The following is a 14,529-nucleotide window of genomic DNA, read 5'->3' as shown; positions in this document are numbered from 1 at the left end:
GAGCGCTGCGGCTCCGGAGCCGAAAGACGACGCGGGTCGCATGGGGCGGCCCGCCGGATACCCGCCGGCAATCAGCCGCCGAGCGACATGGGTTTGCGCCCGGGCCCGTCGAGGCCGAAACGCCGACGGACGAACTCGAGCCAGAGGCCGTAAGGGCGGCCGAGGACCAGCACCAGCACGGCGAAACTCGCAGAGCCCAGGAGAGCGGACCGCAGATCGGCGCCGCCGGCCAGGACGATGCCGAAGTAGATCGGCACCTGGAACAGAAGCAGCGCCGCGCTGTCGGCCAGCAGATACCCCAACCAGGTCGACGGCCGCGCTTTCGCCAGGAACCAGTTTCGCCAGAGTCCGTAGGGCCGGGCGCTCGGGAGCATGAGAACGGCGCCGATGGAGCGCGAAACCAGCACCTGCTCCCAAGCCATGCCCACTACGAACCGCTCGTTCAGCCCGCTCGTGACGGTGAAGAACGTGACGAGGGCGAGCGTATCGGCGAGAAAGCTCCGGGTGGCGATCGAAAGCTCCACCGAACCCTCTCCCCGTCGCCGCCCGGTCAGGCGGCCCTGGCGGCGGCGGAGCCCTTCTCGACCTCGTAGGCCCAGCCGAGCCAAGGCATCAAAGCCTCGACGTCGGCGGTCTCCACCGTCGCGCCGCACCAGATGCGCAGGCCCGCCGGCGCGTCGCGATAGGCGCCGATGTCGAGTGCGACGCCTTCCTTTTCCAGCCGCGCCGCGACGTTCTTGGCGAAAGCTTGGCGGGCGTCGTCGGTCGTGCCGGCGACGGCCGGATCGGTGAAGACGAGGCAGACGGAGGTGTTGGAACGGATCGACTTGTCCGCCGCCAGAAAACCCAGCCACGGATTGGCCTCGACGAAACGCTCGATCGCGGCGAGATTGCCATCCGCCCTCGCCTTCAGCGCCGGCAGGCCGCCGATGCGCTTCGCCCAGCCGAGCGCATCGAGATAGTCCTCGACGCAGAGCATGGAGGGCGTGTTGATCGTCTCGCCCTTGAAGATGCCTTCCGACAGCTTGCCGCCGGAGGTGAGGCGGAAGATCTTCGGCAGCGGCCAGGCCGGCTTGTAGGTGAGCAGCCGCTCGACCGCGCGGGGGCTCAGGATCAGCATGCCGTGCGCCGCCTCGCCGCCCAGCACCTTCTGCCAGGAGTAGGTGACGACGTCGAGCTTGTCCCAGGGCAGGTCCTGCGCGAAGGTTGCCGAGGTCGCGTCGCAGATGGTGAGGCCCTGCCGGTCGGCCGGGATCATGTCGCCGTTGGGCACGCGGACGCCCGAGGTCGTGCCGTTCCAGGTGAACACCACGTCGCGGTCGAAATCGACGGTGGCGAAATCGACGATCTCGCCGTAGGGGGCTTCGAGGACGCGGGCGTCGGCGAGGCGCAACTGCCTCACCGCGTCGGTCACCCAGCCGGAGCCGAAGCTTTCCCAGGCCAGCATGTCGACGCCGCGGGCCCCGAGCAGCGACCACATCGCCATCTCCACCGCGCCGGTGTCGGACGCCGGCACGATGCCGATGCGATAGTCGGCAGGAACGCCGAGCACCTCACGGGTGTCGTCGATGGCCTGTTGGAGTTTGGATTTGCCGAGCTTGGCGCGGTGGGAACGACCGAGGGCCGCGTCGCGGAGCGCGTCCGGCGACCAGCCGGGACGCTTGGCGCAGGGGCCGGATGAAAAATAAGGAACCGCCGGACGCCGGTCCGGCCGCGGAATGACGCTCATCGATGCTACCCTTCCAGATAGAAGCGCCTCGTTGGGGAGGCGTGTCCCGCCGTGGGTGCTATGCAAGCCCGATGTCGGCGTCAAGCCGGAATATGTCGCAAAACGCGAAACGGCGGGGCACCGTGACCCCGCCGCATCATCCCCTCGCTGGGAAAGGGATCAGAACAGCGAGTAGCGCAGGCCCGCCTGGATCGTATGGCGGTGGAAGCCGCCGTCCTTCTGCGTGTAGTCGCCGCCGGTGAGGCTGGTGCGGTACATGTCGCCGCTGTCGACGTCGAGGTAGCGGTAGCCGACGTCAAGCTTGAGGTTCTGCGTCAGATCGTATGCTGCGCCGGCGGTGAGCGCGTAGGCGAAGCGCCAGTCGCCCTGACCTTCGAGCCCGAAGTCGACGTCGCGGCCGCAGGTGACGCCGCCGACGGAGCAGTGCCCGGCGACCTTGATGTCGTCGTACTTGACGTGGACCGCGCCGACGCCGCCGCCGACATAGGGCGTGAACCCGGCGAAGGTGCCGAGGTCGAGGTAGGCGTTGGCCATCAGTTCCCACGCCTTGGCGTTCGCATCGCCGCTGTCGTCGCAGGCGTAGCCGGCGATCGCGGTCGACAGGCAGAGCGTGTCGCCGAGGTCCTTGCCGTCGTATTTCAGGTCGGTCTTCCAGTAGTGCGCCGTGAGGTCGCCGCGGAAGTAGTCGGTGAACTGGTAGCCGAAGCCGGCGCCGTAATCGATGTTGTCGTCGAGGCCGTAGTCGTCGAACTTGTCGTCCTTCGAATATTTCGTTCCGAACTTGTCCTCGTACTTCATGCCGTAGTCGGCATCGAGGTCGCTCTTGAAGTCGTAGGAGAGGTCGCCGCGCAGGTACCAGCCGGAGCCGACCTCGACCGGCACCAGCGGCGCCTGCTCGATGAGGTCGGCGGCGTAGGCGGAGCCGGCGGCGAGCGCGAGGGCGATCCCGGCCGCGAGCGGAGCGATGGTCTTGCGAAGGGTGCTCATGACCGTGCGTTTCCTCACGGCCCCTCCCGCCCATCGCGGGTCCGGCCGTTCAACTGCCGGAAACCATAAACGTTAACCCTTAAGTCCCGGTTAACCCTGACTTTTCGCCGATCCGCGCTGCGCGGCGAAAGATCGTCGGGCCGAAACGCAGACGGCGCGCCCGGTTGCCCGGACGCGCCGCTTCGAAACCTTTAGGGATGGATCAGAAGAACTCGTAGCGCAGGCCGGCGCGGATCGTGTGCAGGTCGAAGCCGTCGTCCTTGATCTGCGCGCCCTTGGCGCCCGTCGCCCGGTCGGCCGCGTCGTAGCCGAAGGCGTCGCCGTCGGTGATGTGCGTGTACTTGTAGCCGACGTCGAGCTTCAGCGGCCCGGTGACGTCCATCGTCACGCCTGCCATGAGAGAACCGGCGAACCGCCAGCTGTCCTCGCCTTTGTTGTGGAAGACGTTATCGTTCGGGGAAGCACCGCAGTCGCTGGTCCCGCACTGCTCGACCTTCAGGTTGCCGTAGTCGACATAGGCCGCGCCGAGGCCGCCGCCGATATAGGGGGTGAAGATCGAGTAGGTGCCGAGGTCGACATAGGCGTTCGCCATGACCGTCACGATATCGACGTCGGCCGAGTCCTTGTACTTGCAGGTGATGTCCGGCGCGGCCTGTCCGTACTGGGTGGCGGCGATATAGGACGGGCAGCCGCGCCGGCCGTCGAGGTCCGGGCTGAAGTAGTCGGCCGTCACGTCGGTGCGCAGGAAATCGTTGAAGCGGTAGCCGACGCCGCCGCCGAAGCTCGCCGCGTCGTCGAGATCGAAGTCCTTGTAGTAGAATGTGTCGTCGACGCCTTCGACGCCGGGGAACTGGTTCCAGAAATCCCAGTGACCGTTGTTGTTCGACTTGAACACGTAGCCGACGTCGCCGCGCAGGTACCAGCCGGAGGTCGCGAGCGGGATCGGGGCCGGCGGCACTTCCTCGATGAGGTCCGCCGCGAAGGCGGGTGCGCCGAACAGGACGGCTGCCGCAAAGGCAAGAACGGTTTTGCGCAACATGGGTGGCTTCCCGACTCCGGTGCAAGTCGGCCCCTCGCCGACCACTCGATGCCGGGATTATTGGCGCGTTAAGGTTAAGAAGCGTTTAAGCGCCCCCGCGCCGGAGAAGAGACCAGAAACCATGTGGATCCAGTCTCCCCTCGAAGACCTTCGCTCTCAGGCCGCGGCCTGCTGCAGGGCGCCGACGATGTCGTCGACGACGGTGCGCACCAGCAACGGATCGTCGCCCTCCGCCATGACGCGGATCAGCGGCTCGGTGCCGCTCGGCCGGATGACCAAGCGGCCAGCATTGCCGAGCCGGGTGCGGCCGGAATCGATGGCGAGCCGCACGGGCTCGCGCTCCAGCGGCTCGCCGCCGGAGAAGCGGACGTTCTTCAGGATCTGCGGCACCGGCTCGAACTTGCGGCAGACCTCCGACACCGGCTTGCCGCTCTTCGCCACGACCGCCAGCACCTGCAGGGCCGAGACGAGACCGTCGCCGGTGGTGCCGTAGTCGGACAGGATGATGTGGCCGGACTGCTCGCCGCCGAGGTTGTAGCCGTGCTGGCGCATGTGCTCGACGACGTGGCGGTCGCCGACCTTGGTGCGGGCGAGCTGCAGGCCCTTGTCCTGGAGGAAGCGCTCCAGGCCGAGATTGGACATGATGGTGGCGACGATGCCGCCGGCGGCGAGCCGGCCGTCCTCCAGCCAGGACTCGGCGATCAGCGCCATGATCTGGTCGCCGTCGACGATCTCGCCGCGCTCGTCGACGATGATCACCCGGTCGGCGTCGCCGTCGAGCGCGATACCGATGTCGGCGCGCGTCTCGCGCACCTTGGCGCAGAGCGCGGCCGGGCTGGTGGAGCCGCAGTCGAGATTGATGTTGGTGCCGTTCGGATCGACGCCGAGCCTCACCACCTCGGCGCCGAGTTCCCATAGGACTTCCGGCGCGACTTTGTAGGCAGCGCCGTTGGCGCAGTCGATCACGACGCGCATGCCGTCGAGGGTCAGGTTGCGGTTGAGGGTGCGCTTGGCGAACTCGGCGTAGCGGTCGCGCCCGCCGTCGTCGTAGCGCTTGGCACGCCCGAGCCGCTCGCCGCCGGCGAGATGCCGCGACAGGTCCTCAGCCAGAAGATCCTCGATCTCCGCCTCGATCTCGTCCGAGAGCTTGTAGCCGTCCGGCCCGAAGAGCTTGATGCCGTTGTCCTCGAACGGGTTGTGCGAGGCGGAGATCATCACGCCGATGTCGGCGCGCATCGAGCGCGTCAGCATGGCGACGGCCGGCGTCGGGATCGGGCCGAGCATCAGGACGTCCATGCCGACCGAGGTGAACCCGGCGCAAAGGGCCGGCTCCAGCATGTAGCCGGACAGCCGCGTGTCCTTGCCGATCACGACGCGGTGGCGGTAATCGCCGCGCCGGAAGGCGATACCGGCCGCCATGCCGACCTTCATCGCGAGATCGGCGGTCATCGTCGCGGAGTTGGCGCGGCCGCGGATGCCGTCCGTCCCGAAATACTTCTTGCCCATCGGCTCCCCTGCCCGTTCAGCGAGCAACGCTTAATCAGACGAGGATAGCGGCGAAAGTAAAAAAGAGTGTCAGCCGCTTAACCGTACCGGAAGGCCTAGCCTTAAAACGCGAAAGGGCGGCCCGCGAGCCGCCCTTCGTCATTTGAAGACCCGATAGTGTCAGGTCGAGGGCTGCGGCTCGAGCCCGCCGGTCGGGCGCGGCGAGGAGCCGGTCTTCGGCACGGTCGAGCCGCGGGACGGCGGCGTGTCGTCGCCCATGTCGCGGGCAAGCGTCTTGCCGGCGAGAAGGTCGCGCACCTCGTCCCCCGACAGCGTCTCGAACTCGAGCAGGCCCTTGGCGAGCGCGTGCAGCTCGTCGATGTGCTCGTTGAGGATGCGCCGCGCCTTGTTCTCGGCCGTCTCGATGATGCCGCGCACCTCGGAGTCGATCAGCCGGGCGGTGTCCTCCGACATGTTCTGCTGCTGCGCCACCGAATGGCCGAGGAAGATCTCCTCCTGGTTCTGGCGGTAGCGCAGGCGCCCGAGCTTGTCGCTCATGCCGTATTCCATCACCATAGCGCGCGCCATGTTGGTGGCCTGCTGGATGTCGTTCGACGCGCCGGTCGTGACGTTGTCGAGGCCGTAGATGATCTCCTCCGCGGCCCGGCCGCCGAAAATCATCGCGAGCCGCGCTTCCATCTCGTTCTTGCGCATGCCGTAGCGGTCGCGCTCCGGCAGATTCATGGTGACGCCGAGCGCCCGGCCGCGCGGGATGATCGTCACCTTATGCAACGGATCGTTGAACGGCTCGTGGATGCCGACGAGGGCGTGGCCGGCCTCGTGATAGGCGGTCAGCGTCTTCTCGTCCTCGGTCATCGCCATGGAACGGCGTTCGGCGCCCATCATCACCTTATCCTTGGCGTCCTCGAACTCGAGCATCGTGACGAGGCGCTTCGAGCGGCGGGCGGCCATCAGCGCCGCCTCGTTGACGAGGTTGGCGAGATCGGCGCCGGAGAAGCCCGGCGTGCCGCGCGAGATGGTCTTCAGGTCGACGTTCGGCGCCAGCGGCACGTTGCGGATATGGACTTTCAGGATCTTCTCGCGGCCGCCGACATCCGGGTTCGGCACCATGACCTGCCGGTCGAAGCGGCCGGGACGCAGCAGCGCCGGGTCGAGCACGTCCGGCCGGTTGGTCGCGGCGATGAGGATGATTCCCTCGTTCGCCTCGAAGCCGTCCATCTCGACGAGGAGCTGGTTCAGCGTCTGCTCGCGCTCGTCGTTGCCTCCGCCTAGGCCGGCGCCGCGATGGCGACCGACGGCGTCGATCTCGTCGATGAAGATGATGCAGGGGCTGTTCTTCTTCGCCTGATCGAACATGTCGCGGACGCGGCTGGCGCCGACGCCGACGAACATCTCGACGAAGTCGGAGCCCGAGATGGTGAAGAAGGGCACGTTCGCCTCGCCGGCGACCGAGCGCGCGAGCAGCGTCTTGCCGGTGCCGGGAGGACCGACGAGGAGCACGCCGCGCGGGATCTTGCCGCCGAGACGCTGGAACTTCTGGGGCTCGCGCAGGAACTCGACGATCTCCTCGAGGTCCTGCTTGGCCTCGTCGACGCCGGCGACGTCGGCGAAGGTGACGCGGCCGTGCGCCTCCGTCAGGAGCTTTGCCTTCGACTTGCCGAAGCCCATGGCCTTGCCGCCGGCCCCGCCCTGCATCTGGCGCATCAGGAAGATCCAGACGCCAAGGATCAGGAGGATCGGGCCGAAGGAGAGCAGCATCGACCAGATCGGGTTGGTGTTGTCCGACGGCGCGGAGGCGTTGATCTGGACGTTCTTGCCCTCAAGGCGCCCGACGAGGTTCGGGTCGCCCGGCGAGTAGGTCTGGAACGAGGTCGCCGCGTCGTTGTACTTACCGGTGATGCGCGGCCCCTGGATCGTGACCGTGCGCACGCGCCCCGAATCGACGTCCGACAGGAACTGGGAATACGGCACTTCGGTCGAGTTGCCGTTCTGCGCGCCGTTGGAGAACAGCTGGAACAGCGCGATCAAGAGCAGCGCGATGATCGCCCAAAGCGCGAAATTGCGGAAATTCTGGTTCATCGTCGATCCCGGGCGTCGGACGCCAGCGCCGGAAAGGCGCGGTCCGAAGATAGGCAGACGAAAAAGCCTTGCCAACAGCATCCGGCCGATTTGCGGCAATTTGGTTGCCGCCTCGACAAGGCCGACGGCTCAAACCACGGGCAAATCCGCCCCCAGTCTGAACGAAATCTCCTCGCGTGCGTCGAGCAGCGCGGTCGCCGCCGGCAGCTTGGCGAGAAGCAGAGGGTGAGCGGCACGCGGCGATCCATCCGGGCCGAGAAGGACCGGCAGCACCTTCTCGCGCGCATTGCCGCGCCCCGTCGCGCCGAAGGCCGCGAGACGGGATTCGCGTGGGAAGCCATCGCTTGTCCGCGCCACGATGCGCAGTCGGCGGTCGAACAGGATGGCGGAAGCGCCGGATACGTCCACGGCGGGCAGTCCCGCCCGCCCGTATTCCCGAAAGGCGGTCAAGCCCCCGTCGCCACCTCGCTCCAGCACCGCGCCAATGAGCGTCCCGCCGGCGAAGCCGGGACCGCGCAGGCGTTGCAGCAGCCGGCGGACGGCGTCCCGCGACGGCGGATGAAGACTGCCGCCGGCCGCCTGGAGAACGCGGCCGAGCAGCGATTCCGCCAGCGCTGATTTCGACCTGTCGCGAAAAGCATTCGAAGCGATGCGCACCATGCCGGCCGCGTCGACGGCGAGGCCCTCGTCCCGGCGCAGATCACGCATCCAGGCGGCGAGTTCGGCATCTTCGGCATCGCGCCGCGTCGCATGGACGCGGATGCGGGCGAGGACCGCATGCCGTTCCCGCGGCGAATCGCCGAGCGCCGCACGAAGCCGGGCGCGGGCGAAGCGGACGTCGCGGTTCGAGGGATCGTCCGCCGCCGCGAGGCCGTGCGCCGCGACCGCCGCCTTCAGCCGCGCGCCGGCTACGGCGAGCAGCGGGCGAAGCAGCAGGACGCTCGGGCTCAGTGCCCGCGCACTCCGCATCCCGGCGAGGCCCCGGTCGCCGGCCCGGCGGAGCATCGCCATATGATGCGTCTCGATCTGGTCGTCCTCGTGATGCGCCGTGAGGACGGCCGGCGCGCCGAGCGTTTCCGCATGATCGGCGAGGAGCCGGTAGCGCGCTTCCCGCGCCGCCGCCGCGAGATTGCCGATGGGCTTCGCGCCCCGCCAGACGAGGGTCGCGTGCGGCACGTCGAGGTTTTCGCAGAGGCGGGCGACGGCTGCGGCTTCCGCAGCGGATTCAGGCCGGAGCGCATGGTCCACCGTCGCGGCATGGATGGAAAAGCCGGAGGCACGCAGCCGGCCGCGGCTGGCGCTGGCGAGGAGCAGGAGAGCGAGGGAGTCCGGACCGCCGGATACGGCGAGAAGCAGCGGACGGGGCGCGCGGTTCTCGGGAGCGGGTGGCAGGAAGCGGAGGGTGTCGGCGAAGAGCGGCCAGGCTTCGGCTGCGGCGAGCGCGGCAGTCAGGTTCGGGTCGCGGGGGCCTTCAGCACTTCGCAGCCTGCGACTCCGTCTGCAGCTTCTTCTTCACCGTGGCGCTCATCTGCGGATAGCGCCGGGTCACTTCCTTGAAGGTGACGCAGGCCGTGTCGCGGTTGTCGAGCTTCACCAGCGACATGCCGAGCTTCAGCATCATCTCCGGCGCCTTGGCGCTCTTCGGATAGTCCTTCTGGGCGTTCAGGAAGGTCTCGGCGGAATCGGCGTACTTGCCCTGCTGGAACTGGCTTTCGCCGAGCCAGTAGCGCGCGTCGGGCACGTCCTTCGCGTCGGGATAGGTCTGGGCGTATTGCCGGAAGGAGCTTTCGGCGAGGCCGTAGTCGCCCGCGAGAAGGTAGTTGTAGGCGAGGCCGTAAAGTTCGCCGGCGTTCTTGGTCTGGATCGAGGCGACCGTGCCGGAACGCGGTGGGGCCGCTCCGGCGCCCCCCGCTGCCGGCGCTTGGCCGGTCGGCGTGGCGCCGCCGCCCTCACCACCGCCGATCAAGGAGCCGATCTGGTCGCCTTCGCCAGGGGCGGCGGGCGGGCCGGCCGCCCCGCCACCGGCGGAAGCCGTGGCCGATGGGTCGAGCGAGGGTGCGGCCTCCGAGCGCTTGCCCGGCGCGTTCGAGGGCGGCTTCGCGGCAGCGCCCCCGCCTCCCCCACCGCCGCCTTCGATTTCCTGGAAGCGGAAGTCGTTGTCCTCCTGCATCTTGCGCATCTGCTCCTGCATCTGGAGCACCTGGAACGACAGTTCCTCGACCTTGCCGTTCAGGCGGCGGTTCTCTTCCTCGAGCTGGCTGATGCGCTGGCCGCTGTCGCCGAGCTGGGCCATCTGCACCGGCGGCTCGGCCGCTCGCTCGCTCGCGGCCCGTTCCTTGCCCGCCCCGAGGCCGAAGGGCAGGTTCAGCGCCGCCGCCGGCGAAAGGCTGCCGGCCAGCAGCGCGCCGACCGCCGCGGCGCGCAAGGCCGTACCCAGATGCTTGCGTTTCAAGTCCATTCCCCGCCGTTCGCCGCGTCGCGCCGTTGGTCCGCTCGACGAAGCCGCATCAACCCCGTTCCCGCATGGACGAAGGGTTTTCGGCATTTGTTTGGCCGCAAGTACCAGAAACCGCAAGGAGGCCGGAGCACAGGAGTTGCCGGCGGACCGCTGGAAACGAAAAAGGGCGGCCCCGAAGGACCGCCCCGCTTCATTCCCGAAATTCGGTTCGATCAGCTTCCGGCGCCGTTCAAGACGGTGACCGCGCGGCGGTTCTGCGACCAGCAGGAGATGTCGTCGCAGACCGCGACCGGACGCTCCTTGCCGTAGGAGATCGTGCGCATGCGGTTGCCGGCGACGCCCTGCGAGGCAAGGTATTCCTTGGTCGCGGCGGCGCGGCGGGCGCCGAGCGCGAGGTTGTATTCGCGGGTGCCGCGCTCGTCGGCATGACCCTCGACGGTGATCGAGTACTGGCGGTACTGGTTCAGCCAGCGGGCCTGGGCGGCGAGCGTCTGCTGCGCATCGGCGCGGACCACGGAGGAGTCCGTGTCGAAGAAGATGCGGTCGCCGACATTGACGGTGAAGTCGCCCGGCGTGCCGGGGGCCGACGAGCCGCGCCCGCCGTTCGCGCCGTTGAGGCCGAGGCCCGCGGCGTTGTCGGGGAGGCCCCCGTTCTTCTTCGCGCAGCCCGCGACGGCGAGCGCGGCGACGAGCGCCAGCGCGACGCGGCTCTGAGCCAAAACAGCGATCCGGCTCATGGCCTTCTCCTTCGATTGCGATTGGTTCGTTCAATCAAGCATTTACCCTGTCCGGTCTTAAGACGGGGTAAAGATTAATGGCAGTTCGACACGTCGGTGCGGCGTTCGGGTGACGCCGGATTGGGACGATCCTCGGGCGGGAAGCTTGACCGAGGCCGCGATACGCGAAGGGCGGCCCGTTTCCGGACCGCCCTGTTGCCGCCGCGCCACGATTTTCGGAACGCGAAGCTACTCACGCGCCGGCGACCAGGCGGGATCGGACGCGTAGCCCTGCGTCGGCACCTGCTGCTCGTTCCGGCCCGTCAGGTCGATCGAATAGAGTTGCGGGCCGGGGCCGGCGTCCTTGAAGAACATCAGGACGCGGCCGTTCGGCGCCCAGGTCGGGCCTTCCGCGTGGAACGACGAGGTCAGGATGCGCTCGCCCGAGCCGTCGGGCCGCATCACGCCGATCTGGAACTGCCCGCCCGTCTGCTTGGTGAAGGCGATGAGGTCGCCGCGCGGGCTCCAGACCGGCGTCGAGTAGGAGCCGGAGCCGAAGGAGATGCGGTTCTGGCCGGAGCCATCGGCACCCATGACGTAGATCTGCGGCCGCCCGCCCCGATCGGACTCGAAGACGATCTTCGAGCCGTCCGGCGAAAAGGACGGGGCGGTGTCGATCGCCGAGGTCGATGTCAGCCGCGTCGTCGCGCGCGAACGAAGGTCCATGGAATAGATGTTGGCCGAGCCCTCCTGCTGGAGGCTCATCACGATCCGCGAGCCGTCCGGCGAGAAGCGCGGCGCGAAGGTCATGCCGGGGAAGTTGCCGACCACCTCGCGCTGCCCGGTCTCGAGCTGCAGGAGATAGACCCGCGGCTCCGCGTTGCCGAAGCTCATGTAGGTCAGCTCCTGCCGGTTCGGCGAGAAGCGCGGGGTGAGCACGAGGTCGTCGCCGCGCGTCAGGTACGAGACGTTCGCGCCGTCCTGGTCCATGATCGCCAGGCGCTTGACGCGCTTCTGCTTCGGCCCGGTCTCGGAGACGAAGACGACGCGGGTGTCGAAATAGCCCTTCTCGCCCGTCAGCCGCTCGTAGATCGCGTCGGCGATGATGTGGGCGACGCGCCGCCAGTTGTCGGGCGTCGCGTAGAACTGCTGGCCGTCGAGCTGGCCGTTGGCGAAGGTGTCCCAGAGCCGGAACTCGGCGCGCAGCCGCCCGTCCGCTTCCTGCCCGACCTTGCCGGTGACGAGCGCCTGCGCGTTGATCACCGTCCAGTCGGGAAACCTAGGCGTCGCGTCCGGCGAGACATCCTTCTGGATGAAGGCGGAGGGGTCGATCGGCGCGAACAGGCCGGAGCGCTTGAGGTCGGCCTCGACCACGTCGCTGATCTGGCTCGCCAGCTTGTTGCCGCCGAAGGACGGGATCGCGATCGGCAGCGGCTCGACATTGCCGCGCGTCACGTCGAGCCGGATCTCAGCCCGGGCGGCAGGTACGACCGCGACCGACGCGAACAGCGAGCACGCGAGGGCCGAGGCGAGGATCCTCGTCCAACGCCCGGGGCGACGCAGCTTCGTGACGGCGATCATTGCGGTTTTCATCAATCAGAACATCTCGTGGGGATCGAAATTCACGACGAACTCGTCGTTGACGTCGGGGGGCACGCGCAGCCCGTCGCGATCGCATTTCTGCACGGCGCGGATCGCGCTCTCGTCGAAGGCGCGGTTGCCGCTGCTGGCGTCGGTCGTCGGCCGCGCTGCCAGCTTGCCCGACCCGTCGAGGCTGAAGCGGACCGAGGTCTTCAACGCCTCACCGCCTTCCGCGCCGGCCGGCAGCGTCCAGCAGCTCGCCAGCTGCTCCTGCAGCCCTTCCTTCTCCGAGCGCGAAAGCTGCGTGCCCGTCGTCACCTTCGAGCCGAGCGACGCCATCTCGGTCGAGCGCTTCGCGCCGCCGCCCGCCGCCTTCTTCTTGTTGATCAGCGCCGAGATGTCGGCGACGTTGAACTGGCTGTCGCTGTCGGACGCCTTGTCGGCGACGTCCTTCTTCGGCTTGTCCTTCGCCTTCGAGTCCGTCTTCTTCGGCTCGGCGGCGGGCTTCGTCGCTTCCGCGGTTTCGGTCTTCGGCGGCACCGGCTTCACGGCCGGCTTCACCTCGGGTTTCGGCTCCGGCTTCACCTCGGGCTTCGGGTCCGGAATATCCTCGGCCTTGGCGATCGCCTCGGCGAGCGGGTCGATCTTCGGCGGCTCCGGCTGCTTCTCGGGCGGCTTCGGCACGGGCTTCGGCTCCGGCGGCTTCTCCGCGACCTTCGGCTCCGGCTTCGGCTCGGGCGGCGTCGGCGCCTTCTCGGTCACCTTCTCCACCGGCTTCTCTTCCGGCTTCGGGGTCGGCGGCGGCAGATCGGCGGCCTTCGGCTGCGGTTTCGCCTCCTCCTTCACCGGCTTCTCGTTCGGGATCGGCGGCGTGTCGAGGTCGACTTCGTTGTCGCCGATGTTCTTCGCCTCCATCGGCAGCGTCTTCGGCTTGGTGGTCGGCGTCGGGGCGGGCTTCTCCTTCAGCGGCGCGTCCTTCTCGCCCTTCACACCCTCGAACTTGTCGGACATGATCACTTCGACCGGCAGCGCCTCGGCATACTGCGCGTCGAGCGGTTTCGGCGTGCCCAGCGACCAGAGTCCCCAGGTCAAGAGGGCGGCATGGATGACGGCGGATGAGACGACGCCGGCGCGCATCTGCGTCACGGGTCAGCTCGTCGTCTCGGGGGCGGTGATCAGGCCGATGTTCTTGTAGCCGGCGGCCGAGATCAGCGCCATGACCTTCATGATCGTGCCGTAATCGGCGGCGCGGTCGCCCTTCACGAAGATGCGCTGGTCATAGCCGGTCTTGGCGACGGCCTGCAGCTTCGCGACGACTTCCTCGGCCGGAATCTCGGTTTCCTGAACGAAGACCGACCCACCCTTCTGGACGGAGACCGTCAGCGGCTCGGTCTCGGCGTTCAACGCCTTCGCCTGCGTTTCCGGCAGGTCGAGCGGCACGCCGACGGTCAGCATCGGCGCGGCCACCATGAAGATGATCAGGAGGCACAGCATGACGTCGACCATCGGCGTCACGTTGATCTCGCTGTTCAGCGCGCGGTGCCTGCGGCGGCCGCGGCGCCTGCCGCCTCCGCCACCCGCGGAACCCATGGACATGCCCATCGCGGTCGTCTCCTGCCGGGCCCGGGATCAGCGCGCCGCGCTGGCGGCGGAGCGCTCGTCGATCTGCCGCGACAGGATCGCGGAGAACTCGTCGGCGAAGGATTCGAGGCGAAGGCCGAGCTTGCCGGCATCCGAGGTCAGCTTGTTGTAGGCGATGACCGCCGGGATCGCCGCGACGAGGCCGATGGCGGTGGCGAGCAGTGCCTCGGCGATGCCGGGCGCCACCACCGCGAGGTTGGTCTGCTTCGAGGCCGCGATCGCCTGGAACGAGGTCATGATGCCGATCACCGTGCCGAACAGGCCGATGAAGGGCGCGGCCGAGCCGACGGTGGCGAGGAAGCCGAGGCGGGACTCGAGGTCGTCCATCTCGCGGGCGAGCGTCACGTCCATCGCCTTCTCGATGCGGGTCTGGAGTCCGAGCGGCGAGCGCGCGCCCTTCTCGAAGCTCTTCTTCCATTCGCGCATCGCGGCGACGAAGAGCGAGCCCATGCCGCTGGTCTTCCGGTCGGACAGCGTGTGGTAGAGTTCCTCCAGCGACTGGCCGCTCCAGAAGTTGTTCTCGAAATTGTTGAGCTGGCGGCGGAAGCGGCCGTAGCGCATCGTCTTGTCGATGATGATCGCCCAGGTCCAGACGGAAGCGGCGAGAAGGCCGATCATCACCAGCTTCACCACGAAGCCGGCCTGCATGAAGAGGCTCCAAAGCGAATGCGACGCCTCCGGAGCCGCCAATGCGCTCTGCGCGATCTCGTTCATCGTTCCTTGTCCCTCGAATTTCGGCAGGCGGCCGGCCATCCGCCCGTCGCCGCCGGGCCGCTCGCCGGCAACCCGTTCG

At 68.1% G+C, this 14,529-nt stretch carries 13 protein-coding genes; all 13 read right to left on the bottom strand.

The window, feature by feature from the left end:
- Nucleotides 1–71 precede the first annotated feature (71 nt).
- Nucleotides 72–524, bottom strand: a complete 453-nt coding sequence (gene alaE / locus F6X38_RS16505) for an L-alanine exporter AlaE (RefSeq protein WP_150971522.1) — start codon at nucleotides 522–524, stop codon at nucleotides 72–74.
- Between the two features lie 26 nt (nucleotides 525–550).
- The gene (locus F6X38_RS16500) at nucleotides 551–1,729 is read right to left on the bottom strand and encodes a phosphoserine transaminase (RefSeq protein ID WP_150971520.1); all 1,179 of its coding nucleotides are present in this window, start codon (nucleotides 1,727–1,729) and stop codon (nucleotides 551–553) included.
- Between the two features lie 159 nt (nucleotides 1,730–1,888).
- The gene (locus F6X38_RS16495; protein WP_150971518.1) at nucleotides 1,889–2,716 is read right to left on the bottom strand and encodes an outer membrane protein; all 828 of its coding nucleotides are present in this window, start codon (nucleotides 2,714–2,716) and stop codon (nucleotides 1,889–1,891) included.
- Between the two features lie 202 nt (nucleotides 2,717–2,918).
- A complete protein-coding gene (locus F6X38_RS16490; protein ID WP_150971516.1) occupies nucleotides 2,919–3,755 on the bottom strand; it encodes an outer membrane protein in 837 nt (278 codons plus the stop codon).
- Nucleotides 3,756–3,911: 156 nt separating this feature from the next.
- Nucleotides 3,912–5,261 carry a phosphoglucosamine mutase gene (gene glmM, locus F6X38_RS16485; RefSeq protein ID WP_150971514.1) on the bottom strand — a complete coding sequence of 450 codons (1,350 nt, stop codon included), beginning with the start codon at nucleotides 5,259–5,261 and terminating at the stop codon, nucleotides 3,912–3,914.
- Nucleotides 5,262–5,420: 159 nt separating this feature from the next.
- Nucleotides 5,421–7,340 (bottom strand): ATP-dependent zinc metalloprotease FtsH, encoded by a 1,920-nt coding sequence (ftsH, locus tag F6X38_RS16480; protein WP_150971512.1) that lies wholly within the window; start codon nucleotides 7,338–7,340, stop codon nucleotides 5,421–5,423.
- 129 nt (nucleotides 7,341–7,469) lie between these two features.
- Complete coding sequence (gene tilS / locus F6X38_RS16475; protein WP_281353076.1) at nucleotides 7,470–8,696, bottom strand: tRNA lysidine(34) synthetase TilS; 1,227 nt, start codon at nucleotides 8,694–8,696, stop codon at nucleotides 7,470–7,472.
- A 115-nt stretch (nucleotides 8,697–8,811) separates the two neighbouring features.
- Entirely contained in the window at nucleotides 8,812–9,792 is a 981-nt protein-coding gene (ybgF, locus tag F6X38_RS16470) for a tol-pal system protein YbgF (RefSeq protein ID WP_161992787.1), read from the bottom strand.
- A gap of 218 nt (nucleotides 9,793–10,010) precedes the next feature.
- Nucleotides 10,011–10,535: a peptidoglycan-associated lipoprotein Pal gene (gene pal / locus F6X38_RS16465; RefSeq protein WP_150971506.1), complete on the bottom strand. Its 525-nt coding sequence runs from the start codon at nucleotides 10,533–10,535 to the stop codon at nucleotides 10,011–10,013.
- A 228-nt stretch (nucleotides 10,536–10,763) separates the two neighbouring features.
- Nucleotides 10,764–12,095, bottom strand: coding sequence for a Tol-Pal system beta propeller repeat protein TolB (gene tolB / locus F6X38_RS16460; RefSeq protein ID WP_150971504.1), 1,332 nt, complete (start codon nucleotides 12,093–12,095; stop codon nucleotides 10,764–10,766).
- 15 nt (nucleotides 12,096–12,110) lie between these two features.
- Entirely contained in the window at nucleotides 12,111–13,232 is a 1,122-nt protein-coding gene (locus F6X38_RS16455; RefSeq protein ID WP_246191399.1) for a TonB C-terminal domain-containing protein, read from the bottom strand.
- Nucleotides 13,233–13,244: 12 nt separating this feature from the next.
- On the bottom strand, nucleotides 13,245–13,697 hold the full coding sequence (gene tolR / locus F6X38_RS16450; protein WP_150971500.1) for a protein TolR: 453 nt from the start codon (nucleotides 13,695–13,697) through the stop codon (nucleotides 13,245–13,247).
- A 27-nt stretch (nucleotides 13,698–13,724) separates the two neighbouring features.
- Nucleotides 13,725–14,450, bottom strand: coding sequence for a protein TolQ (gene tolQ, locus F6X38_RS16445; RefSeq protein ID WP_150971498.1), 726 nt, complete (start codon nucleotides 14,448–14,450; stop codon nucleotides 13,725–13,727).
- Nucleotides 14,451–14,529: the final 79 nt, after the last annotated feature.

This window comes from Plantimonas leprariae (genome assembly GCF_008802405.1).
Lineage (GTDB): Bacteria > Pseudomonadota > Alphaproteobacteria > Rhizobiales > Rhizobiaceae > Plantimonas > Plantimonas leprariae.
The sequence above is the reverse complement of the archived record's forward strand: the minus strand, read 5'-3'. Positions and strand labels throughout refer to the sequence as shown.